The organism is Mesorhizobium sp. M1428 (assembly GCF_040317515.1).
Classification (GTDB): Bacteria; Pseudomonadota; Alphaproteobacteria; order Rhizobiales; family Rhizobiaceae; genus Mesorhizobium.
Window position 1 is genome coordinate 105,103 of record NZ_JAMYKT010000009.1, and the last position, 15,871, is coordinate 120,973.

General features: G+C 60.4%; 16 protein-coding genes and 1 pseudogene. 9 read left to right on the plus strand and 8 right to left on the minus strand.

Annotated features, from left to right (window positions below):
• The first annotated feature begins 44 nt into the window (after positions 1-44).
• The 5 genes from NKG60_RS15065 to NKG60_RS15085 all read left to right on the plus strand — a co-directional run bounded on the left by NKG60_RS15065 (position 45) and on the right by NKG60_RS15085 (position 5,674).
• Positions 45-1,688, plus strand: coding sequence for an MFS transporter (locus NKG60_RS15065; RefSeq protein ID WP_352975057.1), 1,644 nt, complete (start codon positions 45-47; stop codon positions 1,686-1,688).
• Between the two features lie 137 nt (positions 1,689-1,825).
• A complete protein-coding gene (locus NKG60_RS15070; protein ID WP_352664417.1) occupies positions 1,826-2,686 on the plus strand; it encodes an FAD binding domain-containing protein in 861 nt (286 codons plus the stop codon).
• Entirely contained in the window at positions 2,686-3,168 is a 483-nt protein-coding gene (locus tag NKG60_RS15075) for a (2Fe-2S)-binding protein (RefSeq protein ID WP_352664415.1), read from the plus strand. The genes NKG60_RS15070 and NKG60_RS15075 overlap by 1 nt, the downstream gene beginning before the upstream one ends.
• Positions 3,165-5,429 carry a xanthine dehydrogenase family protein molybdopterin-binding subunit gene (locus tag NKG60_RS15080; RefSeq protein WP_352975059.1) on the plus strand — a complete coding sequence of 755 codons (2,265 nt, stop codon included), beginning with the start codon at positions 3,165-3,167 and terminating at the stop codon, positions 5,427-5,429. Before NKG60_RS15075 ends, NKG60_RS15080 begins: the two co-directional genes overlap by 4 nt.
• Complete coding sequence (locus NKG60_RS15085; protein WP_023675441.1) at positions 5,429-5,674, plus strand: MoaD/ThiS family protein; 246 nt, start codon at positions 5,429-5,431, stop codon at positions 5,672-5,674. The genes NKG60_RS15080 and NKG60_RS15085 overlap by 1 nt, the downstream gene beginning before the upstream one ends.
• 7 nt (positions 5,675-5,681) lie before the next feature.
• Here the strand turns inward: NKG60_RS15085 and NKG60_RS15090 are convergent, their stop codons facing one another.
• The 3 genes and pseudogenes from NKG60_RS15090 to NKG60_RS15100 form a co-directional block, all read right to left on the minus strand.
• On the minus strand, positions 5,682-6,719 hold the full coding sequence (locus tag NKG60_RS15090) for a nucleotidyltransferase domain-containing protein (protein WP_352664411.1): 1,038 nt from the start codon (positions 6,717-6,719) through the stop codon (positions 5,682-5,684).
• Positions 6,716-7,249, minus strand: a complete 534-nt coding sequence (locus tag NKG60_RS15095; protein WP_352664409.1) for a potassium channel family protein — start codon at positions 7,247-7,249, stop codon at positions 6,716-6,718. The genes NKG60_RS15090 and NKG60_RS15095 overlap by 4 nt, the downstream gene beginning before the upstream one ends.
• Positions 7,250-7,270: 21 nt before the next feature.
• Positions 7,271-7,360, minus strand: a pseudogene (locus NKG60_RS15100) (pentapeptide repeat-containing protein); the annotation flags it as partial.
• Positions 7,361-8,211: 851 nt separating this feature from the next.
• On the opposite strand from NKG60_RS15100, the gene NKG60_RS15105 reads away from it, so the two are divergent.
• Positions 8,212-8,877 carry a hypothetical protein gene (locus NKG60_RS15105; RefSeq protein WP_352869888.1) on the plus strand — a complete coding sequence of 222 codons (666 nt, stop codon included), beginning with the start codon at positions 8,212-8,214 and terminating at the stop codon, positions 8,875-8,877.
• A 228-nt stretch (positions 8,878-9,105) separates the two neighbouring features.
• Here NKG60_RS15105 and NKG60_RS15110 read toward each other — a convergent pair whose 3' ends face one another.
• The 4 genes from NKG60_RS15110 to NKG60_RS15125 form a co-directional block, all read right to left on the minus strand.
• Complete coding sequence (locus tag NKG60_RS15110; RefSeq protein ID WP_352664758.1) at positions 9,106-10,122, minus strand: aminopeptidase; 1,017 nt, start codon at positions 10,120-10,122, stop codon at positions 9,106-9,108.
• Positions 10,123-10,324: 202 nt separating this feature from the next.
• Positions 10,325-10,747 carry a DOPA 4,5-dioxygenase family protein gene (locus tag NKG60_RS15115; protein ID WP_352664403.1) on the minus strand — a complete coding sequence of 141 codons (423 nt, stop codon included), beginning with the start codon at positions 10,745-10,747 and terminating at the stop codon, positions 10,325-10,327.
• 382 nt (positions 10,748-11,129) lie between these two features.
• A complete protein-coding gene (locus tag NKG60_RS15120; protein WP_352664401.1) occupies positions 11,130-11,642 on the minus strand; it encodes an OmpA family protein in 513 nt (170 codons plus the stop codon).
• A gap of 10 nt (positions 11,643-11,652) precedes the next feature.
• Positions 11,653-12,312: a L,D-transpeptidase gene (locus NKG60_RS15125; RefSeq protein WP_352664399.1), complete on the minus strand. Its 660-nt coding sequence runs from the start codon at positions 12,310-12,312 to the stop codon at positions 11,653-11,655.
• Between the two features lie 192 nt (positions 12,313-12,504).
• Between NKG60_RS15125 and NKG60_RS15130 the strand changes: the two genes are divergently transcribed.
• A complete protein-coding gene (locus tag NKG60_RS15130) occupies positions 12,505-12,933 on the plus strand; it encodes a YybH family protein (RefSeq protein WP_352664397.1) in 429 nt (142 codons plus the stop codon).
• A gap of 161 nt (positions 12,934-13,094) precedes the next feature.
• On the opposite strand, the gene NKG60_RS15135 is transcribed toward NKG60_RS15130, so the two are convergent.
• On the minus strand, positions 13,095-13,994 hold the full coding sequence (locus tag NKG60_RS15135) for a LysR substrate-binding domain-containing protein (protein WP_352975060.1): 900 nt from the start codon (positions 13,992-13,994) through the stop codon (positions 13,095-13,097).
• Between the two features lie 131 nt (positions 13,995-14,125).
• Between NKG60_RS15135 and NKG60_RS15140 the strand changes: the two genes are divergently transcribed.
• Together NKG60_RS15140 and NKG60_RS15145 are read left to right on the plus strand one after the other, a co-directional pair.
• Positions 14,126-14,887 carry a class II aldolase/adducin family protein gene (locus NKG60_RS15140; protein WP_352664393.1) on the plus strand — a complete coding sequence of 254 codons (762 nt, stop codon included), beginning with the start codon at positions 14,126-14,128 and terminating at the stop codon, positions 14,885-14,887.
• 28 nt (positions 14,888-14,915) lie between these two features.
• Positions 14,916-15,629, plus strand: coding sequence for an HAD-IA family hydrolase (locus NKG60_RS15145; RefSeq protein WP_352975061.1), 714 nt, complete (start codon positions 14,916-14,918; stop codon positions 15,627-15,629).
• The last annotated feature ends 242 nt before the right edge of the window (positions 15,630-15,871 follow it).

Genomic DNA, 15,871 nt, shown 5'->3' on the forward strand with positions numbered 1-15,871 from the left:
ATTCATCGGAAAGATCAAACGCATTTGAGCCCGGGAAAGCATTTATGAACGACGACACACCGGAAAGCGAAAGCGCCTCGGCGCTGGCGCCGTTCCGGCACGGCATCTTCCGGGCGGTGTGGTCCGCCAGCCTCGTCTCCAATTTCGGCGGCCTGATCCAGGGCGTTGGCGCCGCCTGGATGATGACGACGATCGCCACCTCGTCCTACCAGGTGGCATTGGTCCAGGCCTCGACCACCTTGCCGATCATGCTCTTTGCGCTGCTGGCCGGCGCCATCGCCGACAGCTTCAACCGGCGCAAAATCATGCTGATCGCGCAGATCTTCATGCTCATCGTCTCGGCTCTTCTGACCGTCTTCACCTATCTCGACCTGATGACGCCGTGGACGCTGCTCGCCTTCACCTTCCTGATCGACAGCGGCACCGCGCTCAACAGTCCGTCGTGGCAGGCTTCGGTCGGCGACATGGTGCCTCGCACCAAGGTGCCGGCGGCGATCGCGCTCAACTCGATGGGCTTCAACCTGACGCGCAGCGTCGGCCCGGCGATCGGTGGCATCATCGTTGCCGCCGCAGGCGCCGCCGCGGCCTTCGCCGTCAACACGCTGAGCTATGTCGGCCTCATCGTCGTGCTGGCCCGCTGGAAGCCGGAACTGCCGGCATCGACCTTGCCGCGCGAGACGCTGGGCGCCGCAATGGGCGCCGGCCTGCGCTACGTCGCAATGTCGCCCAATATCGGCAAGGTGCTGGCCAGGAGCTCGGCTTTCGGCTTCAGCGCCGGCGCGGTCCTGGCGCTGCTTCCGCTGGTGGCGCGGGACGTCGTCAAGGGCGATGCCCTGAGCTACGGCATCATGCTCGGCGCTTTCGGCATCGGCGCCGTCGGCGGCGCGCTGACCAGCGTCAGGCTGCGGCAGCTGCTATCCAGCGAAACCATGGTGCGCCTGGCATTCGTCGGTTTCGCCGTCTGCGCCTTCAACGCCGCCGTCAGCAATCATGCCTGGCAGACGTCGCTCGGCCTGCTGGTCGGCGGCGCCTGCTGGGTGATGGCGCTGTCGCACTTCAACGTCACCGTGCAGATGTCGACGCCGCGCTGGGTGGTCGGCCGTTTGCTTTCGGTCTATCAGACCGCGACCTTCGGCGGCATCGCGCTCGGCAGCTGGGTCTGGGGTGTCGTCGCCGACGCGCATGGCGCCGAAGTCGCCCTGATGGCGGCCAGTGTCGCCATGCTGGCGGGAGGCGCGATCGGCCTGCTGCTGCCGCTGCCGCAGCAGGCTGTGCTCAACCTCGATCCGCTCAACCGTTTTCAGGAGCCGCATCTGGCGCTTGATCTCAAGCCGCGCAGCGGCCCCATTGCCATCATGATCGAATATGTCATCCGTAACGAGGACGTACCGGAATTCCTCGCCACCATGGCCGAGCGCGGCCGCGTTCGCCGGCGTGACGGCGCCCGCAACTGGACGCTGGCGCGCGACCTCGAAAATCCCTCGATATGGATCGAGCACTACCATACGCCGACCTGGGTCGAATATATCCGCCACAATCGGCGCGCAACCTACGCCGACGCGGTCATCGGCGAGCGTATAAGGGCCCTGCACAGCGGCAACGAGCCACCCCGTGTCCGCCGCATGATCGAGCGCCCGACAACGGCCGGCACGGCGCTGGTGATGCCGAAGGGGCCGATCGAGCATTAATGGCTAGCGGTGTGTCCAGTTGGACGGGCAAATGAAATTGCGCCGCCTGGCCCAATCCGCGAATGCACGAACGGGATGGCCATTGCGGAGAGACGGTTTATATCAGTTGATGTGACTATGACCACTAAGGGGAGACGATGCGTTACATACGTCCGCTTTCAATTGAAGACGCCGCCGGCCTGTTGGCCGGTTCAGCCGGCACGGCCGCCATCCTCGCCGGAGGCAGCGACCTCTTGGTGAGAATGAAAGGCGGCTTTATCGAACCCGACCTGATCGTCGACATCAAGGCGATCGACGGGCTTGGCGAGATCAGGGAAACAGCCGAGGGCTTCAGCATCGGCGCGGCGGTCCCCTGCGCCGTGCTGGGCGAGAGCAAGGCCCTGAAGAACGCATGGCCCGGCGTCGTCGAAGCAGCGAACCTGATCGGCTCGAAGCAGGTGCAGGGACGCTGCACCATCGTCGGCAATCTGTGCAACGCCTCGCCCGCCGCCGACAGCGTGCCGGCGCTGGTAGCCGCTGGCGCCAAGGCGGTGGTCGTCGGCCCGGGAACCAGGCGCACGATTGCCGTGGAAGCGGTACCGACTGGGCCGGGCAAGACGTCGCTGGCCAAGGGCGAGATCATCGAGGCAATCCTGCTCGATAAACGTCTGCCACGTTCGGGCGATGCCTATCTGCGTTTCATTCCGCGCACGGAGATGGACATCGCCGTGGTAAGCGCCGGCGTGAACCTGACGCTCGATGAGCAAGGTCGCGTCAAATCCGCCCGCCTGGCGCTGGGCGCCGTGGCGCCGACGGTGATTCTGGTCGAGGAGGCCGCCGAGGTTCTCATCGGCTCCAGGCTGGATGAAGCCACGCTGGAGAGGCTCGCCAAGGTCTGCTCGGGCGCCTGCCGCCCGATCGACGACAAGCGGGGCACTATCGAATTCAGACGGAAAGTTGCGGGTGTGCTGGCCAAGCGGGCCGCCACGACCGCCTATGCACGCGCAGGAGGCAAATGATGGCTGGTGTGGCAGTATCAACGACAATCAACGGCGACAATGTCGAGTTCCTTTGCCAGCCGGACGAGACGCTGCTTGACGTCCTGCGCGATCGCCTGGGGCTGACGGGCGCCAAGGAAGGCTGCGGCACCGGCGACTGCGGGGCCTGCAGCATCATCCTCGACGATCGGCTGGTGTGCTCGTGCCTGGTGCTCGGCGCGGAAGCCGAGGGCCGGCACGTCGAGACCATCGAGGGCATGGCGCATGGCGACAGGCTGCATCCGCTGCAGCAGAAGTTCCTGGAACACGCCGCACTCCAATGCGGCATCTGCACGCCGGGCTTCCTCATGGCGGCCAAGGACCTTTTGGCCAAGAACCCCGATCCGACCGAGGAGGAAATCCGTTTCGGCCTTGCCGGGAACCTCTGCCGCTGCACTGGCTATGACAAGATCGTGCGTGCCGTTCAGGACGCCGCCAGCGTGATGAAGGGAGCGCACGCATGAATTTCGATCCGCGTTACTCCGGGCGCAATTTCACCTCTGTCGGCACGCGCCCCATCCGTCCCGACGGCGTCGACAAGGTGACGGGCCGCGCACGCTATGGCGCCGACTTCAACATGGCCGGGCAACTCGTCGGGCGCGTTCTCAGAAGCCCCCATGCGCATGCCACGATCAGGAAGATCGACACGTCGAAGGCGCAGATGCTTCCCGGCGTCAAGGCCGTGATCACCGCGGCCGACCTGCCCGACCTCACCGACGGCGATGCCGCCATGTACGACATCCTCGACAACTGCATGGCGCGCAAGAAAGCGCTCTATGACGGCCACGCCGTGGCCGCGGTCGCTGCGGTCGATGCCCGCACGGCGAGGCAGGCCCTGAAGCTGATCGAGGTCGACTACGAGGTGCTGCCGCATGTCACCGATGTCGACGAGGCGATGAAGCACTCCGCACCCCTGGTCAACGACGCCATCTTCACCGAGGGCCTCGAGGAGAAGCCCGTCAAGCCTTCCAATGTCACCAAGCGCACCCAGTATGGCCATGGCGACATCCACCAGGGTTTCGGCCAGGCCGATTTCGTCGTCGAACGCTCCTTCAAGACCGAGCAGACACACCAGGGTTACATCGAGCCGCATGCCTGCGTCGCCAATGTCAGCTCCGACGGTACCGCGGACCTGTGGGTCTGTACGCAAGGCCATTTTGTCTACCGGCAGCACTGCGCCCAGCTACTTGGCATGGAAGCCTCGAAGCTCCGCGTCACCTCGTCGGAGATCGGCGGCGGTTTCGGTGGCAAGACCCATGTCTGGGCCGAGCCGGTAGCGCTGGCGCTGTCGCGAAAGGCCGGCCGGCCGGTCAAGCTGGTCATGACACGCGACGAGGTGTTCCGCGCCTCCGGCCCGACCAGCGCCACCTCGATCGATGTTCGGATCGGCGCCCGCAAGGACGGCACGATCACGGCGGCAGAGGCGACGCTGCGCTATACCTGCGGCCCCTATGCCGGCATGTGGGCCGAGATCGGCGCCATGACGGCCTTTGCCTGCTACAAGCTCGAGAACGTCAAGACGGTCGGCTACGAAGTGCTGGTCAACCGGCCCAAGACCGCGGCCTATCGCGCGCCGTCGGCTCCGATGGCGGCGTTTGCGGTGGAAAGCGCGGTCGACGAACTGGCCAAGGAGATCGGCATGGATCCCGTCGAGTTCCGGATCAGGAACGCGGCGCAGGAAGGCACCAGATCCTCCTACGGACCGGTATACGGCCCGATCGGCATCGGGCCGACGCTGGAGGCGGTGAAGAACCACCCGCATATGAAGGCGCCGCTCGGCAAGAATCAGGGCCGCGGCATGGCCTGCGGCTTCTGGTTCAATTTCGGTGGCCAGACCTGCACCGACCTCAACATCGGCATGGACGGTTCGGTCTCGCTTGCCGTCGGAACCGTTGACGTGGGTGGTTCGCGCGCCTCGCTGTCGCTGGTCGCGGCGGAGGAGCTTGGTATCCCCTATGAGCAGATCAAGGCGGTGGTCGCCGATACGTCCAGCCTTGGCTACAACGACATGACGGACGGCAGCCGCGGCACCTTCTCCTCCTCGATGGCGACGATCTCGGCGGCACGCAATGCCATCAAGGTGTTGCGGGAACGCGCCGCACAGATGTGGGATATACCCGTCGACGATGTGGTCTGGGAAGAGGGTCACGCGATTGCCAAAGGCGCGACGCACGGTAACCTTTCGCCGCTGTCGCTGAAGGAGATCGCGGCCGCTTCCGGCAAGACGGGCGGACCCATCGCAGGCCATAGTGAGCTCGTCGCCGACGGCGCCGGCGTCTCCTTCGCCACCCATATCTGCGATATCGAGGTGGATCCCGAGACCGGCTCCACCAGGGTGCTGCGCTACACCGTCGTTCAGGACGCCGGCAAGGCGGTGCATCCGACCTATGTCGAGGGGCAGTACCAGGGGGGTGCCGCGCAAGGCATCGGCTGGGCGCTCAACGAGGAGTACATCTACGGCAAGGACGGGCGGCTGCAGAACCCTGGATTCCTGGATTACCGGATCCCGGTCTGCTCGGACCTGCCGATGATCGACACGCAGATCCTCGAGATCCCAAACCCCAACCATCCCTACGGGGTGCGCGGCGTCGGCGAGACCTCGATCGTGCCGCCGCTGGCGGCGATCGCCAATGCGGTGTCGAACGCCGCGGGCGTGCGCATGACGCACATCCCGATGTCGCCGCCGCGCATCCTGGCGGCGCTCGAGGCAGAACGGGAAGGCTGATGGTCGAAGTAACGCTCTGGGGATCGCTCGGCGCGATCGCCGGAGGCAAGAGCAAGGTCGAGATCGAGGCGAAGGATATTCGGGAGCTGTTCAGGAAACTGGCGGAACAGTATCCCGGCCTCGAGCCATACATCGATCGCGGCATCGCCGTCGCCATCGACGGGACGATCTATCGCGACACCTGGTCGAAGGAACTGCCGGAAGGGGCGGAGATTTTTCTGCTGCCGCGGTTGGCTGGGGGGTAGATGGGGACTACCCGCAGCTCAGGCATAATCCATGACGGCCTGCTCCTCGGGGATCTTCAAGCCCGTTCGATCTTCCGACGGACCGTGTAGTACAATGCGGGACGTGACATTCACTACTTAGCCGCAACTTCAATTGATGATTAGGTATATACGACGCAAGCTTAGTGCGAACCTCTGGGGCCAAAGCCGCGCCTAGATTCGCGTAGATGCGCGGATCCCGAATCCAGCCGTCCAGCGCATCGAGTGTTGTGTCGTCCAGCTTTCCACCCGAGAGAGAACGGGCCGCTATCGCGCGCTTCTCCAAGTCGCGGAGCACCAGATAGGCTGGCGACCCATTCCGCGGGGCCGGGGCCAGGAGAACCTCGGTTGCCGAAACAAGTCTCGATACTTTGGGGAAGTATGTACAAGGCAGTTCCGCTAGAGCGGCAACTACCTTGGACCGTACAACCCCGACTGAGGCCTTGTAGTCACTTCTGTAGAGCGCCTTCAGAAAGCGTAGCTGCCGAAGACTCGACAATCCGCAGTCGCTAACCATGTCCGCATCCCTGAGTGCCTCTAATATGCGTTCAAACGCAAAAATGTACTCGCCCCGACCAGCCAGCCAGAGGACTCCGAAGTTTCGCACGGTGACATATAGCACGTCGGCGGACCAGAGCTCCGAAACTCTTCCTACGGATACACTACTCACTAGCTCTGCCAGAAGCGCATTTTGCCTCAGTTCCTCGTCGTACTTTTCCTTCGGGCGGAACGACGCCAAAAGGCTTCCTAGACGATCGTCCTGATCTACCGCGATCACAGACTCAAGTCGTAAATGCTGGAGGAAAAGAGCACCGCAGGCCGCAAGCCTATCAAGCTTACTAAACGTATATGAGGCGACGGATAGGCCCTGAGCTTTAAGCATCGCTGCACGTGCGCGGAGGATGCTTACATCATCATCCACGATGAGGATATCGCGGTCACTCAGTTTATCATCGTCACCTCGGGCGCACGACCCGAATGCAGCTTCGGAGGCCGCGCGGAACGCTGATTCTTTGATCCACGTCACCGCAAGAACCTCTTCACAAGCACTGAGGTGAAAATAGACAGCCAGCCTATTGCTGCCAACGCTTCGAAGACAGTTAGCAATTTCGCGATAGCCCCGTCCGGCACGATCGAAGAAAAACCGAGGACCGTGAGGACTGAAAAAGAATAATAAATGCTATCGACCAGGGTCAGACTGGCAGGCCGCACACCATTGACCAAAAGGTCGGTGCCAATAGCAAAGTAATTGATGATCGATATCGCCAAGAAACCTGCGAGCGTTATTAAAAACAGCCGAGCTGGTTTGTAGCCGTAGCCGGCGAGTAAATCGTATAGCAGGCCTGTCGACCGCTGCCATTTGCCAGCCCATCGACCGACATTCTTTTTCCGGATATCTCGATCGAGTTGATAGCGCTTCCAGCGCCGAAACTGGATGTCGGCACGCGCGAAGAAAGCGTCTTGTCGCTCATTCGCGTAGTTTGAAAGCAACGCTTGATATAACGTAACCCCGACGTTTGCAGCCTCCACTCGATAGCGTTTATCGAAGCTGATCAATTCAGGGTCAAGGTAGCATTGATCGAACTTGGCTTTCCAGAAATTACAGTTGATGAAGCGGCATCTGTGAAACTCCACCTCTCTAAAGCGGCTAGCGATAAGGAGACAAATCTTCGAATGTGCATTCTGTGAAAGTCAGCTGGAAGAACTCCATATTCGCCATGGAGACGTTCCTGAATGAGACTTTCTTGATCATCTTGCGTGACTGGTACCACTGTGTACCCTTAAACTGCATGTTCGACACGACGTCGTCCGGCGACATGGCTGGCATAGGTGCGCCCTGCTGATGAACAACAGGGATACCGTCTAGCCTAAAGAGATCCGTCAGCATTGAAGGGCCATCACAAGCAGAAGACCTGAAGGTTAGGCGTTTGTCTAGCGATCAGCATAGCTTCGTCGATGTGTACGCAAAAAGAGTGAAGCAATGAATGACTTACGCCGACCATAAATCCAAGCCAGCCCCAGATTCGGATAACGCTTCTCACCGCTTCGCACTACGAGTTACCCGCCTGAAAACGGCCTAGGTCGAGAAGACGACAGCACGCCTCTTGCCAGCCACTACGCTCATGTGACGCAGATACAAACTGGTCGCCAAGGCATCCCTATGCTCCCACCGTGGGCTCCGTAATCACCTCCAGCGCTTTTTCCGCCTCATGTCCTCGCCAAGCACCGCCCCAGGCACCCCCAGTGCCCGCCCGATCCAGATCGGGTCGACCAGATGGTCACGCCTGGGGGTGGTGGTGTTGGGGTGGATGAGGATACCTTAGGTCGCCGTGGTTCAACATCGCCATGGAACGAGGGCGGGGAACTATTCGTCGCGAAGGAGCTTTGGCTGGGTCGCTGGATAGAAAGCGAGTTAAGCCATTTCTAAAGTCGACAGATTAGTGGGAAAATAATAATTTATATTGACATAGAAATGGTGCGAAAGCCATTTTTTCATTTTCCATTATCGTGAGGTATGCATGTCAGTGCTAGACATCCCACTCCGTAAAATTCTGCAATTGTTCTATGCGCAGCAGCCGCTGCGCCGCTCAATTTTGAAAAAGGACATTCAACTTGACCGGAAAAAAGAGAAAGGCGGCAGCAGAAGCCAAGGTGGCGATTTCTACCTGCCTTTTTGGTCCGATGTGAAAAAGCACATTGCGGGTGACGCGGATCTTTCGGAGATGACCAACGGTCGAATAAAATCAAACAAGAATTTCAAGCGATTATACCCTCTTCTAAAAGACGGAGTAGTCGATTTACTTAGTGCGAAGCTGCGTTGGTCAAACGAGCCGGTCCACATAGTGCCGAAAAGCGTCCACGGAAACTTGCGATTTGGAGATATAGGAGGCGTCGTTCGTATACATGACGCCCTGCATGCCCGGGTGAGAGGTGAGTATACACGTATCGTGTATCCTTACTTCAGCGAGGATCCCCCCCTGCCTGAAGAAGGTGGTAGGTTAGGCTTGTGGGCAATGCAGCAGGCGTTGACCGAATATGATCCAAATGACGTGCGCATTATCGACATCCTTCGTCGAACCTTCTTCTCGCCGCAAATAACTCCACTTAGGGGAGATGAAGGGAGAGTGTTTCAAGAAAATTACATTTCAATAATTACCGAATGGGAGCGTCTGAAGCTTGATTAACAAAGGCATCGGGCCTCGTTTGTTAATACAAGCGGCGATGGACCGACAAAGCTTGCAGGATCGGCATCCCCTAAGCCCCCATCGTCGGCTCGGTATTCACCTCCAGCGCCTCTTCCGCCTCATCCTCCTCACCCAGCACCTCGCCATGCACCCCAACGCCCGCCCGATCCAGATCGGGTCGACTAGATGGTCGCGGTGGTAGATGCTCAGCCCCCATGCCTGTTCACCTCAATCACAGCTCTCCATAGCCTTCAGCGCTTCGGCGCGGGACGGTTTGTCCGCAATCCTTCGAACAGACGCGTAGAACCTTGGATAGTCGCCGGAACACAGGTCGAACAGGTGAAGAAATGCCGGAACCTGCTCGCCGTAGACGGAAGTCGCGGCAAGCTTGGCGTTGTTAATCGGCGCATCGAACCAGGCGTCATAGCCCCGGTATCCGGCCCAGCCTTTGTCGCGCATGTGCCGGTAGCGCATCCGCAGCCTGTTGATCGTGGCCGCCTTGGCGGCAGCCATCTGCCGCGGGGTACGGGGACTTCCATAGACCTGGGCCAGCTCTTCGCGCGCCTTCGCCACCAGCCCGAGAAAATCGGCACTGCGCTTGCGGGCGGCTTCGTAGCGGCGCAACCCGGCCCGATCGCCGGCGGCGCGGAGCCATTTCCTTGTGCCGGTGGTTTCGACGGCAACCGCGAAAGCCTCGTTGAATGCGGAATCGCCAGTCACATAGAGGCGCTGATGCGCCAATTCATGGAAGATCAGGCTGGCGAGATAGGTGTCGTCCTGACGGAGCATGGTGCTGAGCAGCGGGTCGCTGGACCAGCCCAGTGTGGAATAGGCGGTGATGCCGGTGACAAAGACGTCCAGCCCCTGTCTCTGAAGCTCGACAGCGCTTTGCGTCGCGGATTTCCGGGAAAAGTAACCCCGGTAGGGAACACAGCCGAAAACCGGAAAGCACCATGTGCGCGGCGTGAGGGAGAATTGCGGCGCGGCAAAAACGGCCCATGTCACAGCGTCCCGGTGAATGTCGACATAGCTGCGATAGCTGCTGTTGTCGGGCAGTGACAGTTCATCTGTCGCAAACCGTCTTATGGCGCTCGCCGACGTCAGCTTGCTGCGCAATGCCTGAGGCGTCGAAGGGTCGCGGATCAGTTTTCCAACATTTTTGCGCGCCGCCATGATCTGTACATGACCTTCCAGCGACTGCGCGTAGTAGGAGATGCTGGTGCAGCCGCTCACCCCGAACGCCATGGTCAGCGCGGCCAGTATTCGAAGAACGCGCCTCACCGTTTGCCCACCGCTTGCTTGTCTCGCCAAAGGAGCTCTTGCTCTCACAGGCGCACCGATTTTCGTCAAGCAGACACCGACCTCAAGTTACCGCGCTCATTCGCCCGCCCAGACAATCGCATATGCGCTCCCCCACTCCGGCCGCTGCCGGCTACGCGATTGCCCCCTAAGCCCCCAGCGTCGGCTCCGTATTCACCTCCAGCGCCTCCTCCGCTTCATCGTCCTCGCCAAGCACCTCCCCATGCACCCCCAACGCCCGCCCGATCCAGATCGGGTCGACCAGATGGTCGCGCTTGGGGTTGGTGGTGTTGGGGTGGATGAGGATGCTCAGGCCGCCATGGTTGAGCATCAGCCACGGAACGAGGGTAGCGAAAACCCCGGTGGCGAAGGAGACCTGGTGCATGGCCTGCTCGTGCGGGCCGACCGGCTCGTCGCGCCAGTTGCCCAGGCGCACGCGGAAACGCTCGCCGATGCGCAGGCGCAGCCATTCGGCATGCTGCCGCTCGGCCGGCCCATCATAGTAGATATGCGCGTGATAACTGGCAATTTCCGAAAGCGGCCTTGGACTGGCGGCGTCTTCGTTCACCATAATGCTCTCCTTCGATGCCTATCGCGGCGGTCATCAGGGTGGTCTTGGTCGGAAAATGCCGGAACGGCACTCCCGACACCCCGGCCGTTTTGCCGGCCTCGCGCACCGTCACCTGGTCGACGCCGCCCTCGCTGGCGATGGCCAAGAAACTGGCTAGCACCCAACCGATCTGACCAGGTGCTAGGCATTTCGGCCGAGCGCGTCTGCGGCTCGGCGCGCTTGCTCGTCGGCTTGCTGGTCCATCGAGTTCCGCTTCTGGATAGCGAGGGTCCGTTCTGAGCGCCCAGCGACGCTGGTCTCAATGTCCGAGATGAGGCGCAAAGCAGCCATGCCGCCGTCGGGTGTGAGACACTGATTTGGTGACAGGCAAAACAGCAGCCCCCTACGGCTCGTCCCTCACATCGCGCAAATTAGACACAACGCGGCGGTTCTGCGACCTGCAGGCGGTGTCGGGGCACTCGCGGACGAGCCTGTCCTTGCCGTAGCCCTTGGCCCACATGCGGTTGCGGTCTATGCCGCCGGCGGCGAGATAGTCCATCACCGCATCGGCGCGCTGCTGCGACAGCGCCGTTTCACTTGCGCCGGGATCGTCGGCGAAACCCTGCAGCTTGAGCAGCCAGCGCGGATGCTTTGCTAACCAGGCGATCTGGGTGTCGAGGGTGGCCTTGGCGACAGAATCGAGCGCGGCCGAACCTTGCGTGAAATAGGTGCGGCGGCCGACATTGAGGATAAAATCCTCCTCGCTGCCCGGCTGCACGTTCTGGAAGCCGGCAACCTCGGTGTTGGTGACGTCGGGCGTGGAAGGGGCCAGCGTGTTGCTGGTCGAGCAGGATGCGACCAACACCAGCAGGCCGGCGGCGAGTAGCCGGCGCGTGTTTTCAATCATGCGGTTCATGAGGCGCCAATCATTCGACAGTGGTGGAAGCGGGCGCCTGGTCGGCGATGTGCGGCAGGACCTGCACCGCGGTGCCGATCGGGCAGCGCTGGTAGAGGTCGATGATGTCTTCCGGAAACATGCGGATGCAGCCGCTGGAAGCGTCGGTGCCGATGCTCCATGGCTCCAGCGTGCCATGCAGGCGGTAGCCGGTGTCGGCGCCGTCGCGGTGCAGATAGAGCGCGCGCGGCCCGAGCGGATTGTTGGACGCGCCGCCTGCGATCATGGGTGGTAGGTCCGGCCTGCGCTTACGCATTTCGGGGGGCGGGACCCATTCCGGCCAGAGCGCGCGGCGGTCGATCGTCGCGCGGCCGTACCATTTGAAGCCGTCCTTGCCGACGCCGACGCCGTAGCGGATGGCGGTCTTGTTTTCCATGATGACGTAGAGGAAGTGGTGGCGGGTATCGACCACGACGGTGCCGACCGGCTCGCTGCTGAAATACTTGACGATCTGGCGATGCCATCTCTTGTCGATCTTGGCGAAGTTGGTCTTGCGATAGACAAAATTGTTGTCGCTGGCGGTACCGGCGAAAAAGGATTTTGCCGCCGCGGCTTGAGCAATATTGCTGGTTGCACCCACCGCGACCAGCGCCAGGCCGCCAAGCACGACACCCCTGCGTGACAAAACCATCGGCAATATCCCCCCATGCCTAAAGCCTGGCGAACCATAGTTGAGAATTATTTCGCCTCAAAGTGGAAAATGCTGCGTTGCTTCAGTCCGCCGAAAGCGGAAAGCTAGGACCGGCCATATTCGTTACGAATGGTGACGATGTCGGATTGATCGCCCCGGCCGCGTCGTTCCAGAAAATGAAGGAGCAACGATATGTCTGAAAAGGAAGTCTTGTCTGTCATCCGGGGCCAGGAAGACGCAACTGCCAAGGGGGACGCCCGCGCCAACGTCGATGCCATGGACCCGGATGTCGTGGTTTTCGATCTGCCGCCGCCGCTTGCCTATCGAGGCGAACAGGCACGCGACATCGAAGGGATAAATGCTTGGTTTGCAACTTGGCGCAACGGCGTCACCGTTCACATTGCTGACCCGCAGCTCATGATCGACGGCGATCTTGCAGTGGCCTTCGGGCTGTCGCGCATGACTGGCATTAAGACCGATGGCACAAAGGTCGACTCCTGGAGCCGGCGAACCATCGTGCTAAGGCGCATCGCCGGTTCTTGGAAAATCATCCACGAACATGCCAGCTTCCCTATGGCAATGGACGGAAGTGGGCGCGCTGTGACGGATCTCTTGCCGTAGTTCCGGAACGCCTAACGTCCTCAACAGGGATGTCGGCTTTCACGCGGCAAGGGTTCGTAGGTGAACGGTCGATTTGGCGGCCCGTTGCTGACAGTCAGCCTTGGGGCCGTAAGCAGATTGGCGGCTTTCGAGCATCTAGTTGGCAAAAGCGGCCATTCAGCTCATGACCGTATTTGCGAGGCGGCCACGCAAGTCCGCAGGTGAGACGCCAATACTTCAGACGCGGGCTTGCTCGGGCTCTGCAACGGGCTCATTAAGTAGTAGGCGCCACCGGGAATGATGGACTGATTACGGAAGATCACCAACCGCTCTTCCCGGACAAGGTCACCGGTGTTCGCAATCCATCCGAGCATCACTCCCATCCCTGCTAGCGCAGCCTGAGTTGCCTGAACGTGGTTGTCAAATGAGAGATCTCCTTCCCGGTCATGCGGTAGACCGACCGCATCGAAATATTCGTCCCAGCCGGGCGAAAATTCCTCGTCGGCGTTAACGTGGAGGAGGGTAGCTCGCGCGAAATTGCCAGAGCCGAGCCGTTCAACGGCCTTCGGGCTACAGACTGGGATCAAGCGCTCATCGAACAGCGGTTCGCATTTGCCATCAAGCCAGTCGCCCGCCCCATAGCGAATCACCAGGTCGGCTTCGGGCGTAAACTGCGGGCTGCCGGATGTTGATACAACCCGTACAACAATGTCGGGGTGTCGAGTGTAGAACGTCGCCAAACGTGGCATTAGCCAATATGTGCCAGTACAGACGGTGCAAGCGATCGTAACGACGTTCTGCTCGCTTCGCTCTAATGCTCTAATTTTTCCGATTGCGCTCTCGATCCGGTCCATTCCGTCCGAAACTGCGTGAAGCAGAACCCGGCCTGCGTCTGTCAACACAGAAGGACGCATCCGTCGATCGAGCAGCTTCGTGCCGATGTGGTCCTCGAGATTCCGAAGTGCTTGGCTGACGGCGGGTTGCGTGACATTCAACTCCGCCGCCGCGCTCTGGACACCGCCGGCACGAACCACGGTTTCAAAGGCTGTCAGAAGCCGGAGGGGAGGGAGATGTCGACGCAATATCATAATCCCTTGCTTATGTCAGATTAGACTTTCAGATCTTCAAAACCTAATCAAATAACGCAATTATCGCAACTAGCGAGGGCCGATCCACCGTCACAATATAAGCACACCTTAACCAGAGCGAGTTCATGAACGCCCATCCCCATCCCTCCGAACTGACTGCGGAAGAGACACAGTCGCTCCGGGTCGATCTTGCTGCAGCTTTTCGTCTGGCAGCTCAGTTCGATTGGCATGAATCGGTGGGAAATCATTTCAGTGCCGCACTTTCCGCTGACGGGAAGAAATTTCTCATGAACCCACGCTGGCGGCACTTCGGGGAGATTCGGGCGAGCGATCTCTTGGTTCTTAACGCTGGCGACAGCGAGGTGATGACTCGGCCTGACGCTCCAGATCCTTCCGCGTGGACAATCCACGGTTCCGTGCACGGCGCGCGCCCGGAAGTCAGGGTTATGCTGCATTGCCATCCGCCGTATACGACGGCGCTAGCCAGCCTGAAAGATCCTGACATGAAGCCTGTCGACCAGAACACGGCCCGTTTCTTTGGCAAGCTCGGCTTTGATCTCGGCTTCGGCGGTATTGCTGACGATGCCGCCGAAGGGCAGCGCTTGGCGGCGGCTTTCGGCAACAAGAGCGTCATCATCATGGGCAACCATGGTGTCACCGTCACGGGCCGAACAGTCGCCGAGGCTTTTGAAGACCTCTATTTCGTAGAGCGCGCGGCCAAGATCCTTGTGCTCGCATATTCAACTGGCGAGCCTCTGAATGTCATGTCCGAAGACCTCGCCCAGAAGACAGCCGATGGCTGGCTTCCCTACAATGACCAGGCATTCGCACACTTCGACTATCTGAAGCGGCAGTTGGACAAAACCGACTCCTCATATCGCGACTAATCCTAAATTCAGGGCAAAAGGAGAAAACGTGCGTAATATTGAAGTTCTGTTCTTTGACGTCCTGGGGACGACGGTCGACTGGCGTGGCAGCATCACGGCCGAGGTCGGAGAGTTTCTGAAACGCCACAACCTTGGCCGCATAGACCCTGCTCGTTTTGCCGACGCGTGGGTAGGACGCTACGACGCTTCGGTCGACCCGATCCGGGCAGGTAAGCGATCATTCGTTTCCCTCGATCAGGTAAACAGAGAAAATCTCGTTGCCAGCCTCGAGGAATTCGGCTTGTCCTCTGCATCGTTGCCACCGGAGGAACTTGAAGACCTCAATCTGTCTTGGCACCGCCTGAAGGCCTGGCCGGACCTGGGCGATGGTCTCTCTCGCTTGAAGTCACGTTTTATCGTCGCTCCGCTGTCCGATGGACACGCCCGCCTTCTGGTGAACCTGTCGAAATTCAACAATCTGCCGTGGGATTTTATCGTCGGCGCCGATATGTCTCAGGCTTATAAGCCCATGCCGCAGGTCTACCTGCGGGCCTGCGAGTTGCTCGAGGTCCAGCCGGAGAATGCCATGCTGGTGGCGGCGCATGACTACGACCTGGAAGCGGCCCGTCGTTGCGGATTGACGACCGCCTACATCGTTCGCGCCAATGCTGAAGACCCATCCAAGGTAGGTAACCAGAAGGCACAGGACGGCTGGGACTACAAAGCGAAGAACCTGCTCGAACTCGCCGACATGCTCCAATAGCCACGCAGTATGCGTCCCTTCCAAGTTGGCCGTCCGGCTCCAGCTCATCGATCGGTCGACGAGCTAGTCCTGTTGCCGCCGCAACGGACACCGGATGCTGCCGACATCGATGTCGAGCTTAGACAAAGGCCAACTGACCTAAATGCCAGGGGAAACTGTGGCCAACTTAAACATCGTACCCCGAGATGTAGTTTTTTATCTGGTACCGGAGTTCGATATTCTGTCGTTCGGAGGCGCGCTTG